The sequence below is a fragment of the Emticicia sp. BO119 genome (assembly GCF_013912375.1).
GTDB lineage: Bacteria > Bacteroidota > Bacteroidia > Cytophagales > Spirosomataceae > Emticicia.
Genome location: NZ_JACETV010000001.1, coordinates 372,440 through 391,616 on the forward strand (window position 1 = coordinate 372,440; position 19,177 = coordinate 391,616).

At 37.8% G+C, this 19,177-nt stretch carries 20 protein-coding genes; 8 read left to right on the plus strand and 12 right to left on the minus strand.

Translation table 11 applies throughout. The features are described from left to right. Positions 1-9: 9 nt before the first annotated feature. The 11 genes from ctlX to H1R81_RS01675 form a co-directional block, all read right to left on the minus strand. Positions 10-942: a citrulline utilization hydrolase CtlX gene (ctlX, locus tag H1R81_RS01625; protein WP_181838929.1), complete on the minus strand. Its 933-nt coding sequence runs from the start codon at positions 940-942 to the stop codon at positions 10-12. A 180-nt stretch (positions 943-1,122) separates the two neighbouring features. After that, positions 1,123-2,364, minus strand: coding sequence for a pyridoxal phosphate-dependent aminotransferase (locus tag H1R81_RS01630; RefSeq protein ID WP_181838930.1), 1,242 nt, complete (start codon positions 2,362-2,364; stop codon positions 1,123-1,125). Between the two features lie 128 nt (positions 2,365-2,492). Further along, the gene (locus tag H1R81_RS01635; RefSeq protein ID WP_181838931.1) at positions 2,493-2,921 is read right to left on the minus strand and encodes a hypothetical protein; all 429 of its coding nucleotides are present in this window, start codon (positions 2,919-2,921) and stop codon (positions 2,493-2,495) included. A 39-nt stretch (positions 2,922-2,960) separates the two neighbouring features. Then, positions 2,961-3,695 carry a hypothetical protein gene (locus H1R81_RS01640; protein ID WP_181838932.1) on the minus strand — a complete coding sequence of 245 codons (735 nt, stop codon included), beginning with the start codon at positions 3,693-3,695 and terminating at the stop codon, positions 2,961-2,963. Between the two features lie 103 nt (positions 3,696-3,798). Further along, a complete protein-coding gene (locus H1R81_RS01645) occupies positions 3,799-4,365 on the minus strand; it encodes a sigma-70 family RNA polymerase sigma factor (protein ID WP_220275151.1) in 567 nt (188 codons plus the stop codon). 125 nt (positions 4,366-4,490) lie between these two features. Further along, positions 4,491-5,447 (minus strand): transketolase family protein, encoded by a 957-nt coding sequence (locus tag H1R81_RS01650; protein ID WP_181838933.1) that lies wholly within the window; start codon positions 5,445-5,447, stop codon positions 4,491-4,493. Positions 5,448-5,494: 47 nt separating this feature from the next. After that, on the minus strand, positions 5,495-6,367 hold the full coding sequence (locus H1R81_RS01655; RefSeq protein ID WP_181838934.1) for a transketolase: 873 nt from the start codon (positions 6,365-6,367) through the stop codon (positions 5,495-5,497). Between the two features lie 473 nt (positions 6,368-6,840). Further along, positions 6,841-7,662 (minus strand): DUF1295 domain-containing protein, encoded by an 822-nt coding sequence (locus H1R81_RS01660; protein ID WP_181838935.1) that lies wholly within the window; start codon positions 7,660-7,662, stop codon positions 6,841-6,843. Between the two features lie 12 nt (positions 7,663-7,674). Further along, entirely contained in the window at positions 7,675-8,124 is a 450-nt protein-coding gene (bcp, locus tag H1R81_RS01665; RefSeq protein WP_181838936.1) for a thioredoxin-dependent thiol peroxidase, read from the minus strand. Then, positions 8,063-10,102: a M23 family metallopeptidase gene (locus tag H1R81_RS01670; protein ID WP_181838937.1), complete on the minus strand. Its 2,040-nt coding sequence runs from the start codon at positions 10,100-10,102 to the stop codon at positions 8,063-8,065. The genes bcp and H1R81_RS01670 overlap by 62 nt, the downstream gene beginning before the upstream one ends. Positions 10,103-10,392: 290 nt before the next feature. Further along, positions 10,393-11,019, minus strand: coding sequence for a fumarylacetoacetate hydrolase family protein (locus H1R81_RS01675; protein ID WP_181838938.1), 627 nt, complete (start codon positions 11,017-11,019; stop codon positions 10,393-10,395). A 229-nt stretch (positions 11,020-11,248) separates the two neighbouring features. Between H1R81_RS01675 and H1R81_RS01680 the strand changes: the two genes are divergently transcribed. From H1R81_RS01680 to H1R81_RS01715, 8 genes are all read left to right on the plus strand, one after another. After that, positions 11,249-12,085 (plus strand): M48 family metallopeptidase, encoded by an 837-nt coding sequence (locus tag H1R81_RS01680; RefSeq protein ID WP_181838939.1) that lies wholly within the window; start codon positions 11,249-11,251, stop codon positions 12,083-12,085. A gap of 239 nt (positions 12,086-12,324) precedes the next feature. Beyond that, the gene (locus H1R81_RS01685) at positions 12,325-13,104 is read left to right on the plus strand and encodes an SDR family NAD(P)-dependent oxidoreductase (RefSeq protein WP_181838940.1); all 780 of its coding nucleotides are present in this window, start codon (positions 12,325-12,327) and stop codon (positions 13,102-13,104) included. Between the two features lie 91 nt (positions 13,105-13,195). Further along, the gene (locus tag H1R81_RS01690) at positions 13,196-14,080 is read left to right on the plus strand and encodes an ROK family protein (RefSeq protein WP_181838941.1); all 885 of its coding nucleotides are present in this window, start codon (positions 13,196-13,198) and stop codon (positions 14,078-14,080) included. Between the two features lie 21 nt (positions 14,081-14,101). Then, positions 14,102-14,911: a sugar isomerase domain-containing protein gene (locus tag H1R81_RS01695; RefSeq protein WP_181838942.1), complete on the plus strand. Its 810-nt coding sequence runs from the start codon at positions 14,102-14,104 to the stop codon at positions 14,909-14,911. 29 nt (positions 14,912-14,940) lie between these two features. Next, positions 14,941-15,690 (plus strand): DUF1080 domain-containing protein, encoded by a 750-nt coding sequence (locus H1R81_RS01700; RefSeq protein ID WP_181838943.1) that lies wholly within the window; start codon positions 14,941-14,943, stop codon positions 15,688-15,690. A 62-nt stretch (positions 15,691-15,752) separates the two neighbouring features. Continuing rightward, positions 15,753-16,118 (plus strand): GNAT family N-acetyltransferase, encoded by a 366-nt coding sequence (locus H1R81_RS01705; protein ID WP_181838944.1) that lies wholly within the window; start codon positions 15,753-15,755, stop codon positions 16,116-16,118. A gap of 11 nt (positions 16,119-16,129) precedes the next feature. After that, positions 16,130-16,576, plus strand: coding sequence for a DinB family protein (locus tag H1R81_RS01710; RefSeq protein ID WP_181838945.1), 447 nt, complete (start codon positions 16,130-16,132; stop codon positions 16,574-16,576). A 43-nt stretch (positions 16,577-16,619) separates the two neighbouring features. Then, positions 16,620-17,660: a cobalamin-independent methionine synthase II family protein gene (locus H1R81_RS01715; protein ID WP_181838946.1), complete on the plus strand. Its 1,041-nt coding sequence runs from the start codon at positions 16,620-16,622 to the stop codon at positions 17,658-17,660. A gap of 76 nt (positions 17,661-17,736) precedes the next feature. On the opposite strand, the gene H1R81_RS01720 is transcribed toward H1R81_RS01715, so the two are convergent. Continuing rightward, on the minus strand, positions 17,737-18,681 hold the full coding sequence (locus H1R81_RS01720) for a glycoside hydrolase family 43 protein (RefSeq protein ID WP_181838947.1): 945 nt from the start codon (positions 18,679-18,681) through the stop codon (positions 17,737-17,739). Positions 18,682-19,177: the final 496 nt, after the last annotated feature.

A 19,177-nucleotide genomic window follows, 5' to 3' on the forward strand; every position in this document is an offset into this window, starting at 1 on the left:
GAAAAATACTTACTTCACGGGTAAATGCACCTCTGCCATCATACATCTGGCAGAACCACCTCCACAAGCTTCAATAATATCTAAATCGAAATGTAATAAATCTGCATACTCGCTTAATTGATTTTTTTGATCTTGAGTTAGGGATTCATAAGCACTGGTCGACATCACCAAAATACGGTGTTCTTTCTCATTATTCACCATAAGCATATTCCCTGCAAAGGCATTCATCTGCTCCAGACTTATTTCAATAATGGTTTTACCAGTACTTTCCAGACTTTCTTTTACCATCAGTCTTTCGTCAAGGTCTTTAATTGATTGAAGGCAAACTACGGCAAAAATATCGCCTATACACATCATTACATTGGTATGATAAACCTCCTTATCATTTGCATCTACCGCACTGAACTTCACAATCTTGTAACCATTCATTTGTTTTTCCCAGGCTTCCAACACTTCTTCATTAGTACGGGGCGAAAGGCAAGCATAGGCAATGCGGTGCATGCGGTCAAGTACAAGGCTTCCCGTTCCCTCCAGGAACTTGTTTTCATCTTCAAAAGCAGTCAGATCAATGATAGTCTCAACATGAAAATTCTTTCTCAGATCTTCAATAATATCAGATCTGCGTTCCAGACGACGGTTTCCCGCTTGCATAGGGTATAGACAAACCTTACCACTATGGTGAAACGAAACCCAGTTATTCGGGAAAATGCTATCTGGCGTATAAGGTTTTTGCGTATCATCATATACTATTACATTCACACCAATAGTGCGCAATTGGCTTACCATTAAATCGAATTCTTTTAAAGCATTTTCTTGAGTTATTTCAATAGTTAATGCTTGAGAACCAGTATTCTGAAAGGCATTGCTTTCGGCAGTTTGCAGATTAAATGCAAAGTTTACAGGCCGAATCATCAAGATATTTGAAGTAGTCTGAGCTTGCATAAAGTAAGTTTTAAAATTTAGTGATTTAGTGAATGAGCGGCCAACACTATGGTGATTCAGTGATTAATAGTAATTTAAACAGTTAAGCTGAAAGATGTTTACCAAACGATGGTTAAATAAAATTGAGATTTTCTTAGACTTTTATAGTATCGCTCGTTTGCTAAATCACTTAGTACATTTCTACGCCTTTTCCATTTCATCTACTCTCACCCGATGACCCTCTAAGAAGAAGCGGATTCGGTTTGAGGCTGTTTCAAGTTCTTCCATTGAAGGCAGAAACACAATTCGGAAATGGTCGTTTTTAACATAATTAAAGCCTGTTCCTGAAACAACTAAAACTTTTTGTTCTGACAGTAAGTCAAAAACAAATTGCTCATCATCTTTGAACGAAAATTTCTTTAAATCTATTTTCGGAAATAAGTACAGGGCTCCTTTGGGTTTCACACAGGTTACGCCAGGTATATCTGTCATTTTATAATGAATAAGGTCACGTTGTTTACATAGCCTGCCTTCTGGCGCAACCAGATCGTTGATACTCTGATATCCTCCAAGTGCCGTCTGAATAGCATACTGCGTGGGCACATTGGCGCATAATCGCATACTGGCCAGAAGATTGAACCCCTCTACAAAAGATTTAGCCTTGTGCACCGCACCACTTAGAATTACCCATCCTCCACGAAAACCCGCTGCACGATAGTTTTTAGACAAACCACCATAAGTCATGATAAACACATCATCGCTTAAAGTAGCGATCGGAATATGTTTGTTGCCATCATATAGAATTTTATCGTAAATTTCATCAGAGAAAATAATAAGATTATGTTCTGCCGCTAATTTAACAATACCTTCCAATACTTCTTTACTATAAACTGCACCTGTTGGGTTGTTGGGGTTAATAACTACAATTCCCTTGGTTTTGCGATTGATTTTACGACGAATATCATCTAAATCAGGATTCCAGTCAGACTCCTCATCGCAGATATAGTGTACGGGTTTACCACCTGATAAGGCCACAGAGGTTGTCCAGAGAGGATAATCAGGGGATGGAACAAGAATCTCATCGCCTTCATTCAATAAAGCCTGCATGGTCATTACTATTAGCTCACTTACCCCATTACCTATAAATATATCGTCAATAGTTACGCCATGAATACCCAATTGTTGAGTATAATGCATGATAGCCTTGCGGGCAGGAAAAATACCTAAATGATGTGAATACCCTTGCGCATTACGGATATTCATAATCATATCATATATAATTTCGTCAGGAACATCAAAACCAAACGGTGCCGGATTACCAATATTGAGATTGATAATTTTTTGCCCCATTGCCTCCAGTTGTTGAGCTTTATCGAAGACGGGTCCACGAATGGCATAACTCAGGTTATTCAGGCGATTGCTTTTATTAATTGATTGGTGCATACGCTTATAAAATAAAATTGTGTGTAAAATTAATTAAAATTTATGCTTAATACCGACAAAAAAGGTCGAGAAATAATTTGTTCCCGACCTTTTTATAACGATTGTTGTGTTTTTGATTGATTTTTAAACTATTCTCGTAGCTTCTCTAACAATTTTTTATTAAAACTCTGCTCTGTACGTTTCAATTCGGCGTACTGCTTTGGAGTAATTGTTTTCAGAAGTTTTGCCATATATTCTTCATCCAACTCAATCTCTTTCTTTTTGATAGCCAGAGTCTGGCGATGAGATGAAATGATTTTATCGTCGGTGGCAGTGAGCGAATTAGCTTCATCCATGCTTCTTTTAATACTTCTTCTGAGATCAAATTTTTTGCTTTGATACTCATTATATACTGACCAGAACTGTGGTGCCTGCTCTGTTGTAAGATTTAACTTTTCAGTAATCAGGCCAATTTTTGCAGTTTGTATTTTCTCGAATCGTTCGTCCTTGAAACCTTGTCGGTTCTGTGAGAACGAAAGCATCGGTATGGCTAAAATGATAATTATTAATTGTTTCATAACTGTTGGTTTTATCATGTGTGTAATGGTCTCAGTACACTATATATCTTCTAAATCCTGACTTTCAAGATGCTCCAAAATATCTCTTTTATTAATATCCAGATCATCAATAATTTTAGTTTCCACTTCTTTTGGCAAAGGAGCAGTATTTGTAGTTATTGCTTCGTATTCTAAATAACCTAAATCTACAGTTGCCAGATAGCTGTTGATTTCATCTTTGCTCAATTCTTCCAAAGCTACTTCTGAATCTGCTTTACTGAATTGAGGAACGGCAAAGCCTAATCCGATCAGCAGTATGATACTCGCTGCAGCGGCCCACATAGTCCTTCCTCTCTGCCACCAATTCACATTAATAACCTTCGTTTTTTCCTGGGTTTTGGCAAGAATACTGGCAGTCAATTCGGCAAAATAATTGTTTGGTATTTCAAAAATATTCTTACGTTCAATGCTCTCAATTCTAACCGTTGCTCTGATACTCTCTTCTGTATTTTCAAAATAACCCTCAGGTACTTTAAAAACATTTACTTTAGGCAAGCTATTCAATCTGACTTCCTGTTTTTCAAGGTCAGCAATCCGGTTCAGGATTCTTGATGAAAGTGTATTGAAGTAATTGTCGGGAACAGCAAAGTTTTGATTTTTGCCAAAACTCAGTACAGGCTCGTCAGAGAATGCTATTCTTTCCTGGACAGACACAAACAAAGTATCGAAGTATCCTTCAGGTACTTTGAATATGTTCATTTTAGGAAGTTCTTCTATTTTGATTATCTCTTTCATACTATTGAATAGAGCCTGGTAGCGTTATGCTGCTCTTTTTAAGCCTTTTAACTATTTTTTTAATTGTTTTTTTGACAATTGAATTATTAAAAGGTTTAAAGAACTAAGATTCTTTATTTAAAAATTCTTCAATTTTTTTCACAGCTAAATGATACGAGGCTTTCAAAGCTCCTACAGACGTACCTGTTATCTCGGCAATGTCTTCATATTTCATATCTTCATAATATTTCATATTGAATACTAAACGTTGTTTATCTGGCAGTTGCAATAGCGCTTTCTGGAGTTTTAGTTGGATCTCATCTCCTGAAATGTAATCCTGCGAAATGGAACTCTCTAAGGTATTTAGCAAGTCCATGCTATCCTCAGATTCAGTTTCCAATGGTACATGATTCTGGCGACGTTTTTTTTGCAGGAAATTTAATGACTCGTTGGTGGCAATTCTATATATCCAGGTATATAACTGGGCATCTCCTCTGAAATTCTGTAGACCCTGCCATACTTTAATAAATGTTTCCTGCACCACATCGTCAGCATCGTCGTGGTCAATTACCATTTTACGGATATGCCAATAGATTTTTTGCTGATATTTCTTTATCAGCAACTCAAAACCATTCCGACGTTTATCCGGGTCTACTATTAAATTAATTAATTCCTGATCTGAAATCTGCATTTTACAGAAAAATTGGTTGAATGTAAGTAATTACCCTACTCTTAAATCTCCTGTCCCTTGCTTGAAGACAGTCAGTGGTCGCTCACCGGAGTAGGGTTAAATTCTTATACAACAACCAATCTATTTTATTGTTTTCTTTGAATTGCTTTTAATGCCTTTTCAACAATATTTTTTGCTGAAAGGCCATATTTTTCCATCAATTGTGCAGGAGTGCCTGATTCACCGAATGAATTGTTTACAGCTACATACTCTTGTGGTGCTAAGAAATTCTTTGCCAAAGTTTGTGCTATTGCATCACCTAAACCACCATTTGCCTGATGTTCTTCACAAGAAACCATACATCTGGTTTTACGAACGCTCTTTAAGATAGCTTTTTCGTCTAAAGGTTTAATAGTATGAATATTAACAATCTCGGCGCTGATACCCTGTGCTTCTAATATTTCAGCGGCCTGAATTGCTTCCCATACAAGATGGCCGGTAGCAACAATAGTTACATCTTTACCTTCGCTTACCATCCATGCTTTACCGATTTCAAACTTCTGGTCTGGTGCTGTGAAAACAGGAACCACCGGACGACCGAAACGCAAATAAATCGGGCCTTTCCAGTTAGCAGCTGCAATCGTAGCTGCTTTGGTTTGGTTGAAATCACATGGGTTGATAACCGTCATATTTGGCATAGCACGCATCATAGCCAAATCTTCAAGAATCTGGTGCGTAGCACCGTCTTCTCCTAAAGTAAGCCCTGCATGGGATACGGCTATTTTTACATTTTTATCTGAATATGCTACCGACTGACGGATCTGGTCGTAAACTCTACCTGAACCGAAATTGGCGAATGTTGTAGCAAATGGGATTTTACTTCCAATGGTAAGTCCTGCAGCAACACCAATCATATTGGCTTCTGCAATACCACATTGGATAAATCTTTCAGGATTTTCTTTAATGAATGTATCTATTTTCAAAGAACCCACAAGGTCGGCGCAAAGAGTGACTACATTAGGGTTAGTTCTGCCCAATTCGGTCATACCCGCGCCAAAGCCTGAACGTGTATCTTTTTTCTCGGTGAATGTGTATTTTGTCATAAACGCTGATAATTCTGAATGTTAAATAATTTGCTTTGTTGCATTAATCAATAATCCCCGATAGTACCGGTAGTAACCAATTGATTCAATGCCGTTTGTAATTGTTCATCGTTAGGTGCAACACCATGCCATTTGTGGCTACCCATCATATAATCTACTCCTGCACCCATTTCGGTTTTCATGAGTATCATAATCGGTTGGCCTTTACCTGTCAGACGTTTGGCTTTACGCAATCCAGCAATTACCTGGTCCATATCATTACCGTCTTTGATTTCCATTACATTCCAGCCGAAAGCTTTGTATTTGGCTTTCAAATCGCGGTTATTCATTACCTTTTCGGTAGGGCCGTCAATCTGCTGACCGTTCAAGTCTATAATTGCAATCAGATTATCTGTTTTGTGGTGAGGTGCTGCCTGTGCTGCTTCCCATACTTGTCCTTCCTGTTGCTCACCATCACCCATTAAACAATATACCAGATTTTTATCTCCATTCAGGCGTTTAGCTAAGGCTGCTCCTATAGCTACCGAAAGCCCTTGACCTAATGAACCAGACGCTACACGAATACCCGGAAGGTGCTCGTGTGTAGTTGGGTGTCCTTGTAATCTTGAATCAATCTTACGGAATGTAGCTAATTCTTTTACATCAAAATATCCTCTACGAGCTAAGGTTGAATAAAATACAGGCGAAATATGTCCGTTTGAAAGGAAGAACAAATCTTCACCTTTTCCGTCCATATTAAAAGAGAGATAGGTGTCTTTACCTTTTCGGTTGTTAATTTTCATTTGCTGAAAATAAAGCGCAACAAATAAATCGGTACAACCTAATGAGCCTCCCGGGTGTCCGGATTGGCAGGCATGCACCATTCTAACAATATCCCGGCGTACTTGTACCGCAATTTCTCGTAGTTCTTGGGTTTGCATTTAAAAAGATTTATTAAGTGTCAAAAAAACAATTAATACAAAGGTAGTTCAGAAAGTGATAAAAATGTGGTTGTTGTATTAATTTTTGCAAAAGTACATAATACATCTTGGTTTTTAAATATAGAATCGTTTTAAACTTGGCTTTTTGAGCTATAAATAGTCGTTTGTGTTTGTTTTTTTTTAAATAGTTTGGCTCACCTGTTATTTATTAATCTTATATACGTGCCAGCAAATGAATTCTTATGTTCAGGTTAACACTTATATAAATCTACTTGAAAGGATATTCTCAATAGTAATGTTTGCGGCTTGTGTCCTCTGAAATTGAGAAAGGTTGTGTTGAATATGGACACAACCTTTCTCAGTTACCAAAACAATTATTGTCAATCTGATATGAATTCTACAGGTAATCGCATAGATTAGATTTATCTAAGCAATCGAAATTAATTCTATGATTATAATGGGGTATTGTGATATTAAAATATCTTTGGAAAAAAAGCAGGAACACGATTGACATACTCATCGTATTGAGGTTTGGTTTCAGTTAGTTTTTTCTCTAATAATGTTACTCCTGAAACCTGCATGAGGAGAAATGTCATTAATAGCGGACTGAAAGCAAATAGATATTGCTGGTTGGTGCAGGCAAAAAGGAAATATCCCCACCATTGCGCTGCATCGCCAAAGTAATTAGGATGACGCGTGCGAGACCATAACCCGGTTTGTAAAACTTTACCTTTGTTAGAAGATTTTTTCTTGAATTGTGTGAGTTGCCAGTCGCCAGCGGCTTCAAATATAAAGCCCATCAACCAGATGCCTATACCTATATAATCAAGTGGTTGTAAATCATTAAATTCAGAAGATAGGGCAGGGACGTAAAGTGATGAGATAAGCCATAATAAAATACCCTGCAATAAGAAAACCTTGAAGAATGATACCCACCACCATTTTTTGCCGCTTTCTTTTCTCCATTCCTTATAACGGTAGTCCTCGCCTTTACCAATATTTCTGAAGGCTAAGTGAATACTCAGGCGTAGACCCCATAGAGTGACAATACTACAAAAGATTAATGAACGCGCATCATCTAAGCCTCCTGAATAACGATAAAACCATACAGTAAGTACAAAACCTGTTCCCCAGAAAATATCTATGATGCTTGAATCTTTTAGAAGTATACTGATTAGCCAGAGCACAGTAAAACAAAACATAATGACTATCAGGCCTTGTACAAATGGGTAAGGTTGAAATAACAGGAAGACTGCTGTGATAATAACTGCAAGCAATAGAACGATGCGCGTCATTTTGGAGAAAATTTATTTCAATATTTGGTGAGCATGGTTTTTTGAATTAACCTTGGTGATAATTTCTTCAATAATTCCGTTCTCATCAATAATAATGGTTGTGCGAAGCACACCCATATGAATATTGCCCCATAGTTTTTTTTCAGCCCAGATACCAAATTTCTCCATTACTATATGATCGGGGTCGCTTAATAAATCAAATGGTAAGTTATATTTGTGAATAAACTTCTGATGTTTTGCTTCATTATCAGGACTAATACCAAATACTTTGTAGCCTTTCGCCAGAAGTGCTTCATAATTATCTCTTAAATTACAGGCAGTTGCCGTACAAGTGGGTGAACCGTCTTGCGGATAAAAAAATAAAACAACTTTTTTCCCTTTATAATCTTTCAGGTTAATTTCAACGCCGTCTTGATTTTTTGCTTTTACTTCCGGAACCGGGTTTCCTACGAACAGGTGCATGCTTCTTTTTCGATTTTTGTAATTGTTGTTGTTTAATATACTCCTCTAAATTTACCTGATAAGTTCCTAAATTTCCTACATTATCTACTACCTCCAGTTTTAAATCACCACTATAAGTCTGATCTTCATTGAGTTTAATAGACCAGATTCTACCATTCTTATACTCATAATCCATCAAAACCCATTCACTGTTTACAAAACAATTGAAACTCTTGATACCAGATAAATTATCTGATATAACAAAACTCAGATAGTTAGAGTCGAGTCGAGCCGGACGAATAGAAGGAGCTTCATTATCTGTAATTAGCTGAAAATTGCCTAATCGGCGGGTTTTAAACTGAATTGCACTACCAACCCAAACACCTCCCAGAAAAGAACGGCCATTGTTTATATCATATACTCCGGTTTTCGGAGACATTGAAATACCCGATGGTGTCCAAAGAACTGTCATCAGATCTTTTAAAGGTATTTTCTCAGTATTAATAGTTAAACGTGTACCACTCGCTGAGGTTGTTAAATAAAGCGTATCATAAAGTGCATTATTAAAATCTATCCGTAGATGGGGCTCTGTATAGACTTGCCCGAGTTGTGGCAGAATTTCTTTTTTGATACCAATTAATGACGAACTATTATCTACCTGAGCAAAGTCTGCTATACCCCTGTTTAAATCATACAGATATACCGCTTCTTTATTACCAACATAAGATAAAGGTACTTTAGTTGGAACGCCCTTATTTTGTAAAATAGCAAATGGAGCTTTGGTATTCTTGGCTCTGACAGCTAAGGTATTTTCAGTGATTGATGTTGAAATATTTCCTGTATAATTACTTTCTTCAGCTAAAGGTATTCCCGTTTCACTTTCTTGTAATTTTGGGGCTTCTCCCTGAATAGAGAATGTGAGCACAGATGTATTACCATAGGTGTCTTTTACCTTTACATAAACACTATGTAGTTGATTATCGCTGACAAATATTTTACCTTTATTTTTGTCAGTTTCATAAATAGAAATACGGTTGCCATCAGCCACATAACATTTCTGAATTCGAACACCATTGGTTTGCGAAATATCGTAGTCAATATGCACATTTATATCCTTGGAAACATCAAAAGGCATTTTTTCAAGATTTAGCTTATAGGTACTTTTACCATCTACTTCTACTTCTAATTGTGTAATGCCCATTCGAAATGGGGAGGTCTGGCTTCGGTCATAGGTATTTAGTTCTAAACCAATAATGCCTTGCGCTTTTACAATGTTTGGTAAAACGTACTCACCCGAACCCGTGCGTTTGGGTGCTATTGATACCCTGCCAAATTCACCATTAACACGGGAATAAGCATTTAGTGTTTTTAGAATTACTCTTTCAATGATCGGTGCTTGAGAATCCTGAATTTCAGGAAACCCGAATTTCATAGGATTAATGGCATTTTCTAAGGCATCGCGAATTTCGAAATGCAGGTGCGGTCCACCTGAAGCGCCAGTGTTACCTGAAATAGCCACAATTTCTCCCTTTTTTACTTTCAATTCGTTTGGACCTGGTATAAGTTCTATTTCCCATACTTTCTGGCTATATTCTCGTCTTCGTAGGTACTCTTCAATTGCAGGATTATAGTTTTTTAAGTGACCATAAACTGTAGTGTAACCGTTAGGGTGAGTGATATAAAGTACGTTGCCATAGCCACCACGCATGACTCTTATTCGAGAGACGTATCCATCAGCTGCAGCATATACATTATAGCCTTCTACAGCACCAGTACGAATATCAAGACCTGCATGAAAGTGATTAGTTCTTAAATCTCCGAACCCTCCTGATAAAGAAGCTTGTCTGCCGGGCTGTATCGGGAACATGAAATATCCCTTGGGATATTGCTCCTTTGCCGCTTGTCCCGGCTCTTTCTGAGCATAAGAAAGATTTACAGACGTGTCGGAGATTAAGTACACAATCAATAAGATGGCACTTAAAACTCTTGTGATAATCATGGACCTATTATTATTCTTCACGTATTTATAAAAATTTGGGTGGATATGACTAACAAAAGCCTTATGGAATCATTAACTTAATAAAACTTTGATTGTTCTTTTAAAAGAAAAAGACATTGTTGCACTAAAAAGAACAAGAAATGAAGAATTAATCTTAAGAATTTTAAAATTCCTATAGTGCTACAAAAAATGTAATCTTAAAATATTATTGGAAACCAGTTAATTCATTTTAGTCGATTCTTTCCAATTCTGTATCTTTTAGGAGCAATCGTTATTATTATCAAATAATCTTACTTTACTTCAAATTCAAGCATTTTATTGCCTTCTATAAATGCTATCAATTTATCTCCTATGTTTACAGGTGCAACACCTGAAGGTGTACCTGTAAATATAATATCTCCAGTCTTTAATGTAAAAAATTTAGATACAAATGAGATAATATAATCGAACGAAAAAAGCATCAAAGAAGTATTTCCCTGCTGACGAGTTTGTGTCTGACCGTTAGCGTCAGTAACATCTAAATGAAAGTTCAGGTTTGCCAAATCAGTAAATTCTGATTTTGGTACAAAGTCCGAAATAGGAGCAGAACCATTGAACCCCTTGGCTAAATCCCAGGGTAAGCCTTTTGCTTTCAGCTTCGACTGTAAGTCTCTTGCCGTAAAATCAATACCAATACCAATTTCATCATAATATTTATGAGCAAATTTTTCCTCAATATTTTTACCCATTTTGTTGATTTTAAGTAATATCTCTACTTCATGATGAATATCCTGTGAAAAATCAGGATAGTAAAACGGCTCGCCATCTTTTAAAATCGCTGTATCAGGTTTTGTAAATATTACAGGTTCGTCAGGGCGTTCATTGTTTAATTCCTTAATATGTTCCACGTAATTCCGTCCAATTGCGATAATTTTCATATGATATAGAATGTATCTAAAGTTTAGATTTAGGTTTGAGTTATTTGATTTTTATGTACTTTTGATGTACTCAAAAGTCGGGAAATTTTACAAAAATAGGTATTTTCTATAGTTCGGTCGCAGATAATGGTCTGATTTTTTAGACTTTATCTGAAAATAAATATTTGTGATTCGGTTATATTCTTAACTATTTATGTCTAATAAAAACGAGAACTTAATTTAACATACAATGAAAACCTTATTAAAATCTTCAGTAGCTGCTTGTATATTGTTTATTACTATCTGGTCATGTCAGAAAGTTCCACTCACAGGACGAAAACAATTTGTAGGACTGGTTTCAAACGAACAAATGATTCAAATGAGTTTTGCCGAGTATAAAGGCTTTATGGATACATCAAAAGTAATTTCTGCCAATGCTAGTGATGCACAAATGATTGCAAGAGTTGGTAATAGAATTAAGACAGCCGTGGAAAATTATCTGGTTCAGAATAATCTTGGAGAAATAATAAATGGGTACCAATGGGAATTTAAATTAGTACAAAGCAAAGAAGTAAATGCCTGGTGTATGCCAGGAGGTAAAGTTTGCTTTTATACCGGAATTTTACCAATTTGTAAAGATGAGGCAGGCGTGGCAGTAGTAATGGGTCATGAGGTGGCACATGCTATAGCAAGTCATGGCCGTGAACGTATGAGTCAGGCAATGGCAGCACAGGGAATCACGCAATTGGGGGCAATAGGCGCAGGAGTATATAGTGGCAATCAACAAACAATGGAATTGGTAGGACAGGTATTAGGTGTTGGTACCACTTTGGGGTACGTACTGCCTAATAGCCGTAAGCAAGAATCAGAAGCAGATGAATTGGGTTTGATATTTATGGCGATGGCAGGTTATGACCCTCAGAATGCGGTTGCCTTCTGGCAAAGAATGGCCGAAGCAGGTAAAAATTCCTCAAAACCGCCCAAAATCCTTTCTACTCACCCTGCTGATGAAACCAGAATCAGAGATTTGCAAAAACAATTGCCTCAGGCACAGAAATATTATACTGCATATGCAAGTAAAAGATAATGTATTAGCGGTATCGTAACGATCAATCTTAACTTAAGAGAGGCTCTGGTTTAATAACCAAGGCCTCTTTTACTTTTGGAGGCATTTTAAGTATTGAGATTTATAAATTAACATTAAATGCAATTTCTGTTAAGAGTGCATTTAATCGTGTAAAAAATTTGTAAAAATTTTTTCTTTGCTTACTTTTGCTTGTATAGACAAGTTAGGGCAACTATTTGGTAAATTGAGAAGATAAAGGTATGCTCAAAAATAAGAAAATAGTTATTATCGGAGGTACAACCGGTTTAGGTTTATCGGCTGCTAAAGCTTTTGTGAAAAATGGCGCAAAGGTAGTTGTTGTTGGGCGTAATCCTGAAAGTTGTGTGGCTGCAGAGATAGAATTGGGTGAAAATGCCCATGCCATGAGTGGCGATGCAGCTAATCCTTATACTGCCAATCAAGCTATAGAGTTAGCTATTAGTGATTTTGGTGGTTTCGACGGACTATATCACGTAGCTGGAGGAAGTGGCCGGAAATTTGGTGATGGTCCTTTGCATGAAATATCTTTAGAGGGCTGGAATAAAACCTTTGAATTAAACTTGACAAGTCTGATGCTGTCAAATCAGGCAGCTATCCGTAAATTTTTAGAATCGGGCAAAGGAGGTACTATTCTGAATATGGGTTCAGTGCTGGGTGTTTCACCTTCACCTAAATATTTTTCAACTCATGCGTATGCCGCTACTAAATCCGCTATTATTGGTTTTTCAAAGTCTATTGCAGCCTACTATGCCCGTGATAATATCAGGATAAATGTTTTAGCTCCTGCTTTGGTTGAAACACCTATGTCGCAAAGAGCCTCTAAGGATGAGGTAATTATGGATTTTGTAAAAACTAAACAACCCTTAGATGGTGGGAGAAATGGATACGCGAGTGATTTAGACGAGGCGGCGGTTTATTTTATGTCTGATGGGTCAAAATTTACCACAGGACAGGCACTGTTTGTAGATGGGGGATGGAGTGTTAGTGAAGGGCAATATTAGTGAATTGTCAAATTACATTTAACGTTCGGCAATCTGCATTCGGATTACGATAACCTATTCGACAATCTGCAATCGAAAATCGACAATAAAAATGTCTTACGTTATAGGAATAGACTTAGGAGGTACAAACATTAAAGGCTTAATTATCAATCAAAAAGGGGAGGTATTAAAGCAACACTATATTCCAACCAAAGATACTGATGATGGGTCCTGGCGGGAGAATGTGAAAGAGATGGTTGAATATCTGAAAAACTATCTGCAACAACCTGTTTCAGGTATTGGACTATCGGCTCCTGGACTACCCAATGAGCAAAATCAATGTATTGCTTATTTGCCTAATCGCCTGAAAGGATTAGAGAATTTTATGTGGGGAGAATATTTGGGTGATGCCACATATGTGCTGAATGATGCCCATGCAGCATTGATGGCAGAAGCAAAATTTGGAGTAGCTAAAGACAGGCGCAATGTAGTATTGTTAACCTTAGGCACAGGCGTTGGTGGTGGTATATTAATTAACGGACACCTTTACCAGGGGTTGTCTCAAATGGCAGGACATTTAGGACATATTTCGCTCAATACCTACGAAGAAACCCAGAGTATTGTCGGAATGGTGGGGAGCCTTGAATATGCTATTGGTAATTACTCTATAGAAAAAAGAAGTCATGGAAAATATTCTTCTACCTGGGAATTGGTGGAGGCTTTCCGTAAAGGAGACTACTTTGCCACTTATTTATGGCTTTCTTCGGTTAGAAAATTAGCTATTGCTATCAGTTCTATTGCTAACCTCTTATCACCCGAAATGGTAGTACTTGCCGGAGGTATCACTTTAGCCGAAAATTCACTTTTTGAGCCTCTTTCGTCCTTTATGGAATTATATGAATGGCGACCAGGTGATAAAAAAACAGAAATTGTACAGGCTTATTTTGGTGATATGGCAGGAGCAATTGGTGCTGCCAGTTATGTACTAACTAAATAAAAATGAAATATTTTGATTAATATGAGTGTAATACAGGATTATCTGAATAAGTGTGCAGCGATTGTAGAAACAGTGAAGCAGCAAGAAAGCGAAATACAAATGGCTGCCCGATGGTTTTCTGATTCGATTTTATCGGGGAGAATGGTTCATGTGTTTGGGTCGGGGCATAGCCGTATTATGGTAGAAGAAATGTGGCCTCGCTATGGTTCATTTCCGGGGTTTAATCCAATTGTTGAACTTTCTTTGACCTTTCACAATTTAGTGGTTGGTGCTAACGGACAACGTCAGGCCATGTTTTTAGAGAATGTAAGTGGATTGGCCGACCGTATTTTAAGAAACTTCGATTTAACGACTCTTGATACTGCCTTGATTATATCCTCATCAGGTACAAATGTAGTGCCTGTTGAAATGGCTGAGATCTTTCAGCACAGGGGGATTAAGGTAGTAGCTCTGGTAACAAAGGAGCATCTGGAAGCAAGTATCACGAAACGTCCTGACCGTAGGAAACTGAATGATTTTGCTGATCTGGTATTAGATACTGGTGCACCAGTTGGAGATTCGATGGTTTATGTACCCAATCTTGATACTCCTGTTTCACCAGGCTCAACAGTTGGCGGAGCTATGATTATTAATAGTATCAAAGCACAAGTCGCCGATTATCTGACTCAGGCAGGCCATCCTCCGAAAGTACTCACCGCAGGTGCTTTAGTAGGTGCTCAACGAGCTACTCAATTATTTGAAGCTGCTTATGATGAACACGCCCACAGAATAGCTAAAATGTATGCAAAAGTAGGTGTGCCCAGTTATGTATCAGATAATGAAACCCATTAGTTGATTTTTCACCCAAGCGATTTTAACCTATGAAAAAGATTATTTGTCAGATTATTTTGGCAGCCATTTGCCTTAGCGGATTTGCCCAAAATTTTAAAGTACCCGAAACTACTGAGGTTTGGGAGCCAAAGCCCAGATTAGTAGTACCTGCCAGAAACCCTGGGGGTGCTCCTTCTGATGCAGTCATTCTCTTTGATGGAAGTAGCCTGGATGCCTGGCAGCAAACTCAAGACAAATCTCCGGCTAAATGGCTATTGAAAGACGGGGCCATGATTGCGAAAAATGGCACAGGTGAACTAAGAACTAAACAAGAATTCGGCAGTTTTCAGTTACACGTTGAATTTAATATGCCTTTGGATTCAAAGAAAGCAGGTTACCCAAATGGGGGTAATAGTGGTGTATTTTTGCATGGAAAATATGAGATTCAGATTTTTGACTCGTATAACAACGAAGTGCCTATCTATGCCAACGGGCAGGCTGGGAGTGTTTATAAACAAGTGATACCCTTAGCTAACTCAATGTTGAAACCAGGTGAATGGAATACTTACGATATATTTTTCACGGCGCCTAAATTCAGATACAATGGCTCTGTTGAAACGCCGGCCTACGTAACTGTTCTGATGAACGGGATTTTAGTATTAAATCATTTTGAGATACAGGGTACTATACAATACATCGGTATCCCATCTTACGAATACTATTCGGGTAGGGGACCAATTGCTTTGCAGGAGCATGGATCAGAAGTATCGTTCCGAAATATCTGGATAAGAGAATTATAAGCATTTTGATTGACCTTAAACAAATACAAGCGGATGAAACGTGGGCAATCCGTCACAAGGTCATGTGGCCTGACAAACCCCTTGACTTTGTGATTTTGCCCAATGACGACGAAGGATTGCACTTTGGTTTGTTTGAAAACGAAAAATTGATAGTAGTAATATCCATGTTTGTTAAAGGGGGGCAGGCTCAGTTTAGAAAATTTGCTACTGATAGTGCCTATCAGGGTAAAGGTTATGGTACACAACTATTGGCTTTCCTGATTTCAGAGGCCAAACGCTTAGGTGTACAAAAATTAATGTGTGATGCACGTGTAACAGCTATAGGGTTTTATGAAAGATTCGGTATGGAGGTGAGTTCTGAAGTATTTCAGAAAAGTGGAAAGGATTATGTAAGGATGAATCTGATACTCAGGGATATTAACTATTAAATAAGGAGGATATGCATACAATACATTTAATCAAACTATTCGACAGAGATTTACAGAAACTTAAAGCAGAGATTGAATCCTACAAAGATGAAGAATTGCTTTGGGAGACAAGAGGGGAAATCAGTAATTCAGCAGGAAATTTATGCCTGCATCTGATGGGTAACCTTAATCATTACTTCGGAGCGCAATTGGGTAATACTGGTTATGTGCGCAATCGCCCATTGGAATTTTCTGATAAGAATGTATCCAGAACCGCTTTGATTCAAAAAATTGAAGAGGCAAGGGAAATGCTTAAAGGAGTATTAGAAAATCTGACGGATGAAGACTTGGCAAGTAATCATACAGAAGAATATAACAACGGACAAGATACTAATGAGTATTTTCTGATTCATCTATATGGACATTTCAATTACCATTTAGGACAAATTAATTATCATCGAAGGCTTATTATGTCATAAACTTTGATTTAACTGACTAATCACACATTCACCCAATAAACTTATGCAACCTATACCTATCAGAACAACCGTTGTGGGGAGTTATCCTTTTCCGGGATGGCTTGAGTTTTCTTCTATGAACCTTGATAAATTCGGGGCGGCAGATATAGAAGAAATGATCGAAGATGCGGTGATTGCGGCCATTCATGATCAGACAACAGCCGGATTAGATGTAATTACAGATGGTGAACAAACCCGCCTCGACTTTAATCTATCTTTTTATGGTTTCATAAAAGGGCTTGAGCCTAACCATTCAGAAACCCGTAAGTTTGGTCCACCTGCACATGACCAACGGGGCAAGCATTCAATTATAGAACCATTAACCGCACCAAAGGGCTTAGGGGCAGTAAAGGAGTACCAACGTCTGGCAAGATTAGCACCACAAGGACATACCTTAAAAGCTTCTGTGCCCGGACCTTACACACTTTCCGGACGTATGCTACCTGATGGTAAAATCTATAAAGACCGCTTTGAAGTAACTGAAGGGCTTTTACCATTTGTAAAAAAAGAGTTAGAAGACCTTGTAGCAGCAGGTTGTACAGAAATTACTGTTGATGAGCCTTCGATGTCTTGCTACGCCTATAAGGAAGATACCAAACGATTTGTTGATATTTTCAATCGGACCATTGGAGGTATAGTGGGCAAGGCGCGTGTTTCTACCCATTTATGTTTTGGGAACTTCAAAGGTCGTCCGGTTGGCTATCGTAAACTACACCCGATGTTACCTGATTTTCTGGATATGGCTGTTGATGAAATCCATATAGAAATGGCGAATCGTGAGTTTGACGAAGTAGAGCTATTAGCCGAGTTTGCTCAGAAAATGGATGTCGCTGTCGGTATCATTGATGTAAAGAACTATTATTGTGAAACCGTAAAAGATGTGATGGAACGAATCGAACTATGCCTGAAATATGTTCCTGCTGAAAAATTGGCAATAGCACCTGATTGCGGCTTAAGTCAGACAGCCCGTTGGGCATCACGCCAGAAACTAAAAGCCATGTGCGATGGTGCGAAAGCTATTCGTGAAAAGCTTGGAATTAGGTAACTAAATGTGAATTAGCTAATGGTGAATAATGAATTAATTTATCTGCAGATTCACCGTTAGCTAATTCCTTACCCATTTACTCTGTCAATAACTTCTGAGCGGCTTTCTTAGAAATCTCTATCACACTTCCATGCCTCATTCCTTTCGGGAAACGCATTTGAGCTGAAACTTCCTGCCAGTCGTTTAAATCTTTTGAGCGGTAAGCACCATAATAATGAGGCCTGGTGTAGTGGTCGAAATAAACATAATAGTAATCCCCGATTTTAATGGTTGATGGACCCTCCACCCAACTGATAGTAAAAGGAGCCGTTAAATCTTTGAATGGGCCAATTGGTGTCTCTCCCACGGCTATTCTTAAATTCTTTTTTAAAGGCTTCAGACGCTCATCTTTCATAAATAAATAAAATTTGCCTTTATCTTCCAATAAGGTAGCATCTATGCAATTGAAACCCGGGTCATAAAAGAGATTAGTTTCGCTAAAGCTCTGAAAATCTTTTGTACGTACATAATAAAAACGATGGTTGTATTTACTCTCACTCAGGTTAGTAGAATCTGCTTCAAATTTACCTGTGACAGTAGATGACCAATAAATAATCCAGTCTTTTTGTTTTTTATCATAAAATAATTCCGGTGCCCAAACATTTCTCACGTCATTCTCTTTCTCCATTACCGGAATCGCCTTTTGGGTTGTCCAGTTAATGAGATCTTTTGAATTCGAATAACCTATTATTTTTCCATTGTCACCATTCCATGATACTGTCCAAACCATGTGGAAAGTACCGTCAGGGCCTTGTTTAATGGCAGGATCACGCATCAGATTATCCGGGTGATTAATCTGGGGTTTTAAAAATGACTGGTCTTTTTTAAGAGGTGTCCAGATATGTCCGTCTTCACTTAAGGCCAGATGCAGGCCATCTTGTCCGTTATCTCTGAAAGAAGTGAAGAGGTAATAAGACTTTTTCTGTGCAAAAATCTGGGTTGAGCAAAGCAGGATAAGGAATAAGATTCGAGTCTTTATCATCTGTGTCAGGTTATTAAAAAGTATAGACATATAGCAATTATATTAATGTGTGGTTGACCTCCTGTTTGTTCCGAGCCAGTTAGGACTGACGGTTTTTGAACGAGAATATCTGAGACTTTGTGATTAGGGTTCCCTCCCGGTTACTTTGATGATCTGGAAACTTTTGTTGTTGTTGTTCAAAAAGGTTCCCACCATATTGGTAACCTTTTTGGTCACCTTTTCCTGCCTGGTACTCTTACGAACTCCGATACAACCTGTTATTAAATATTAGCAATTGCCATAGACAGGTTTCAGCTTTCCTTATACAGCAGACAGGTCTTATCCGGTTCTTATAGATTCCTCAAAAAACGGATACTTCTTTGACTGGGCTTGTCCGATAAGAATTACCTATAGGCTTGTTCGTCTATATTTCTGCTATCAAGCCAGGCTTTCTTATTCTCGTTCTTTGTGACTATGATTATTATTACATAGATTTTAAGCTGATAAATCTCCGATT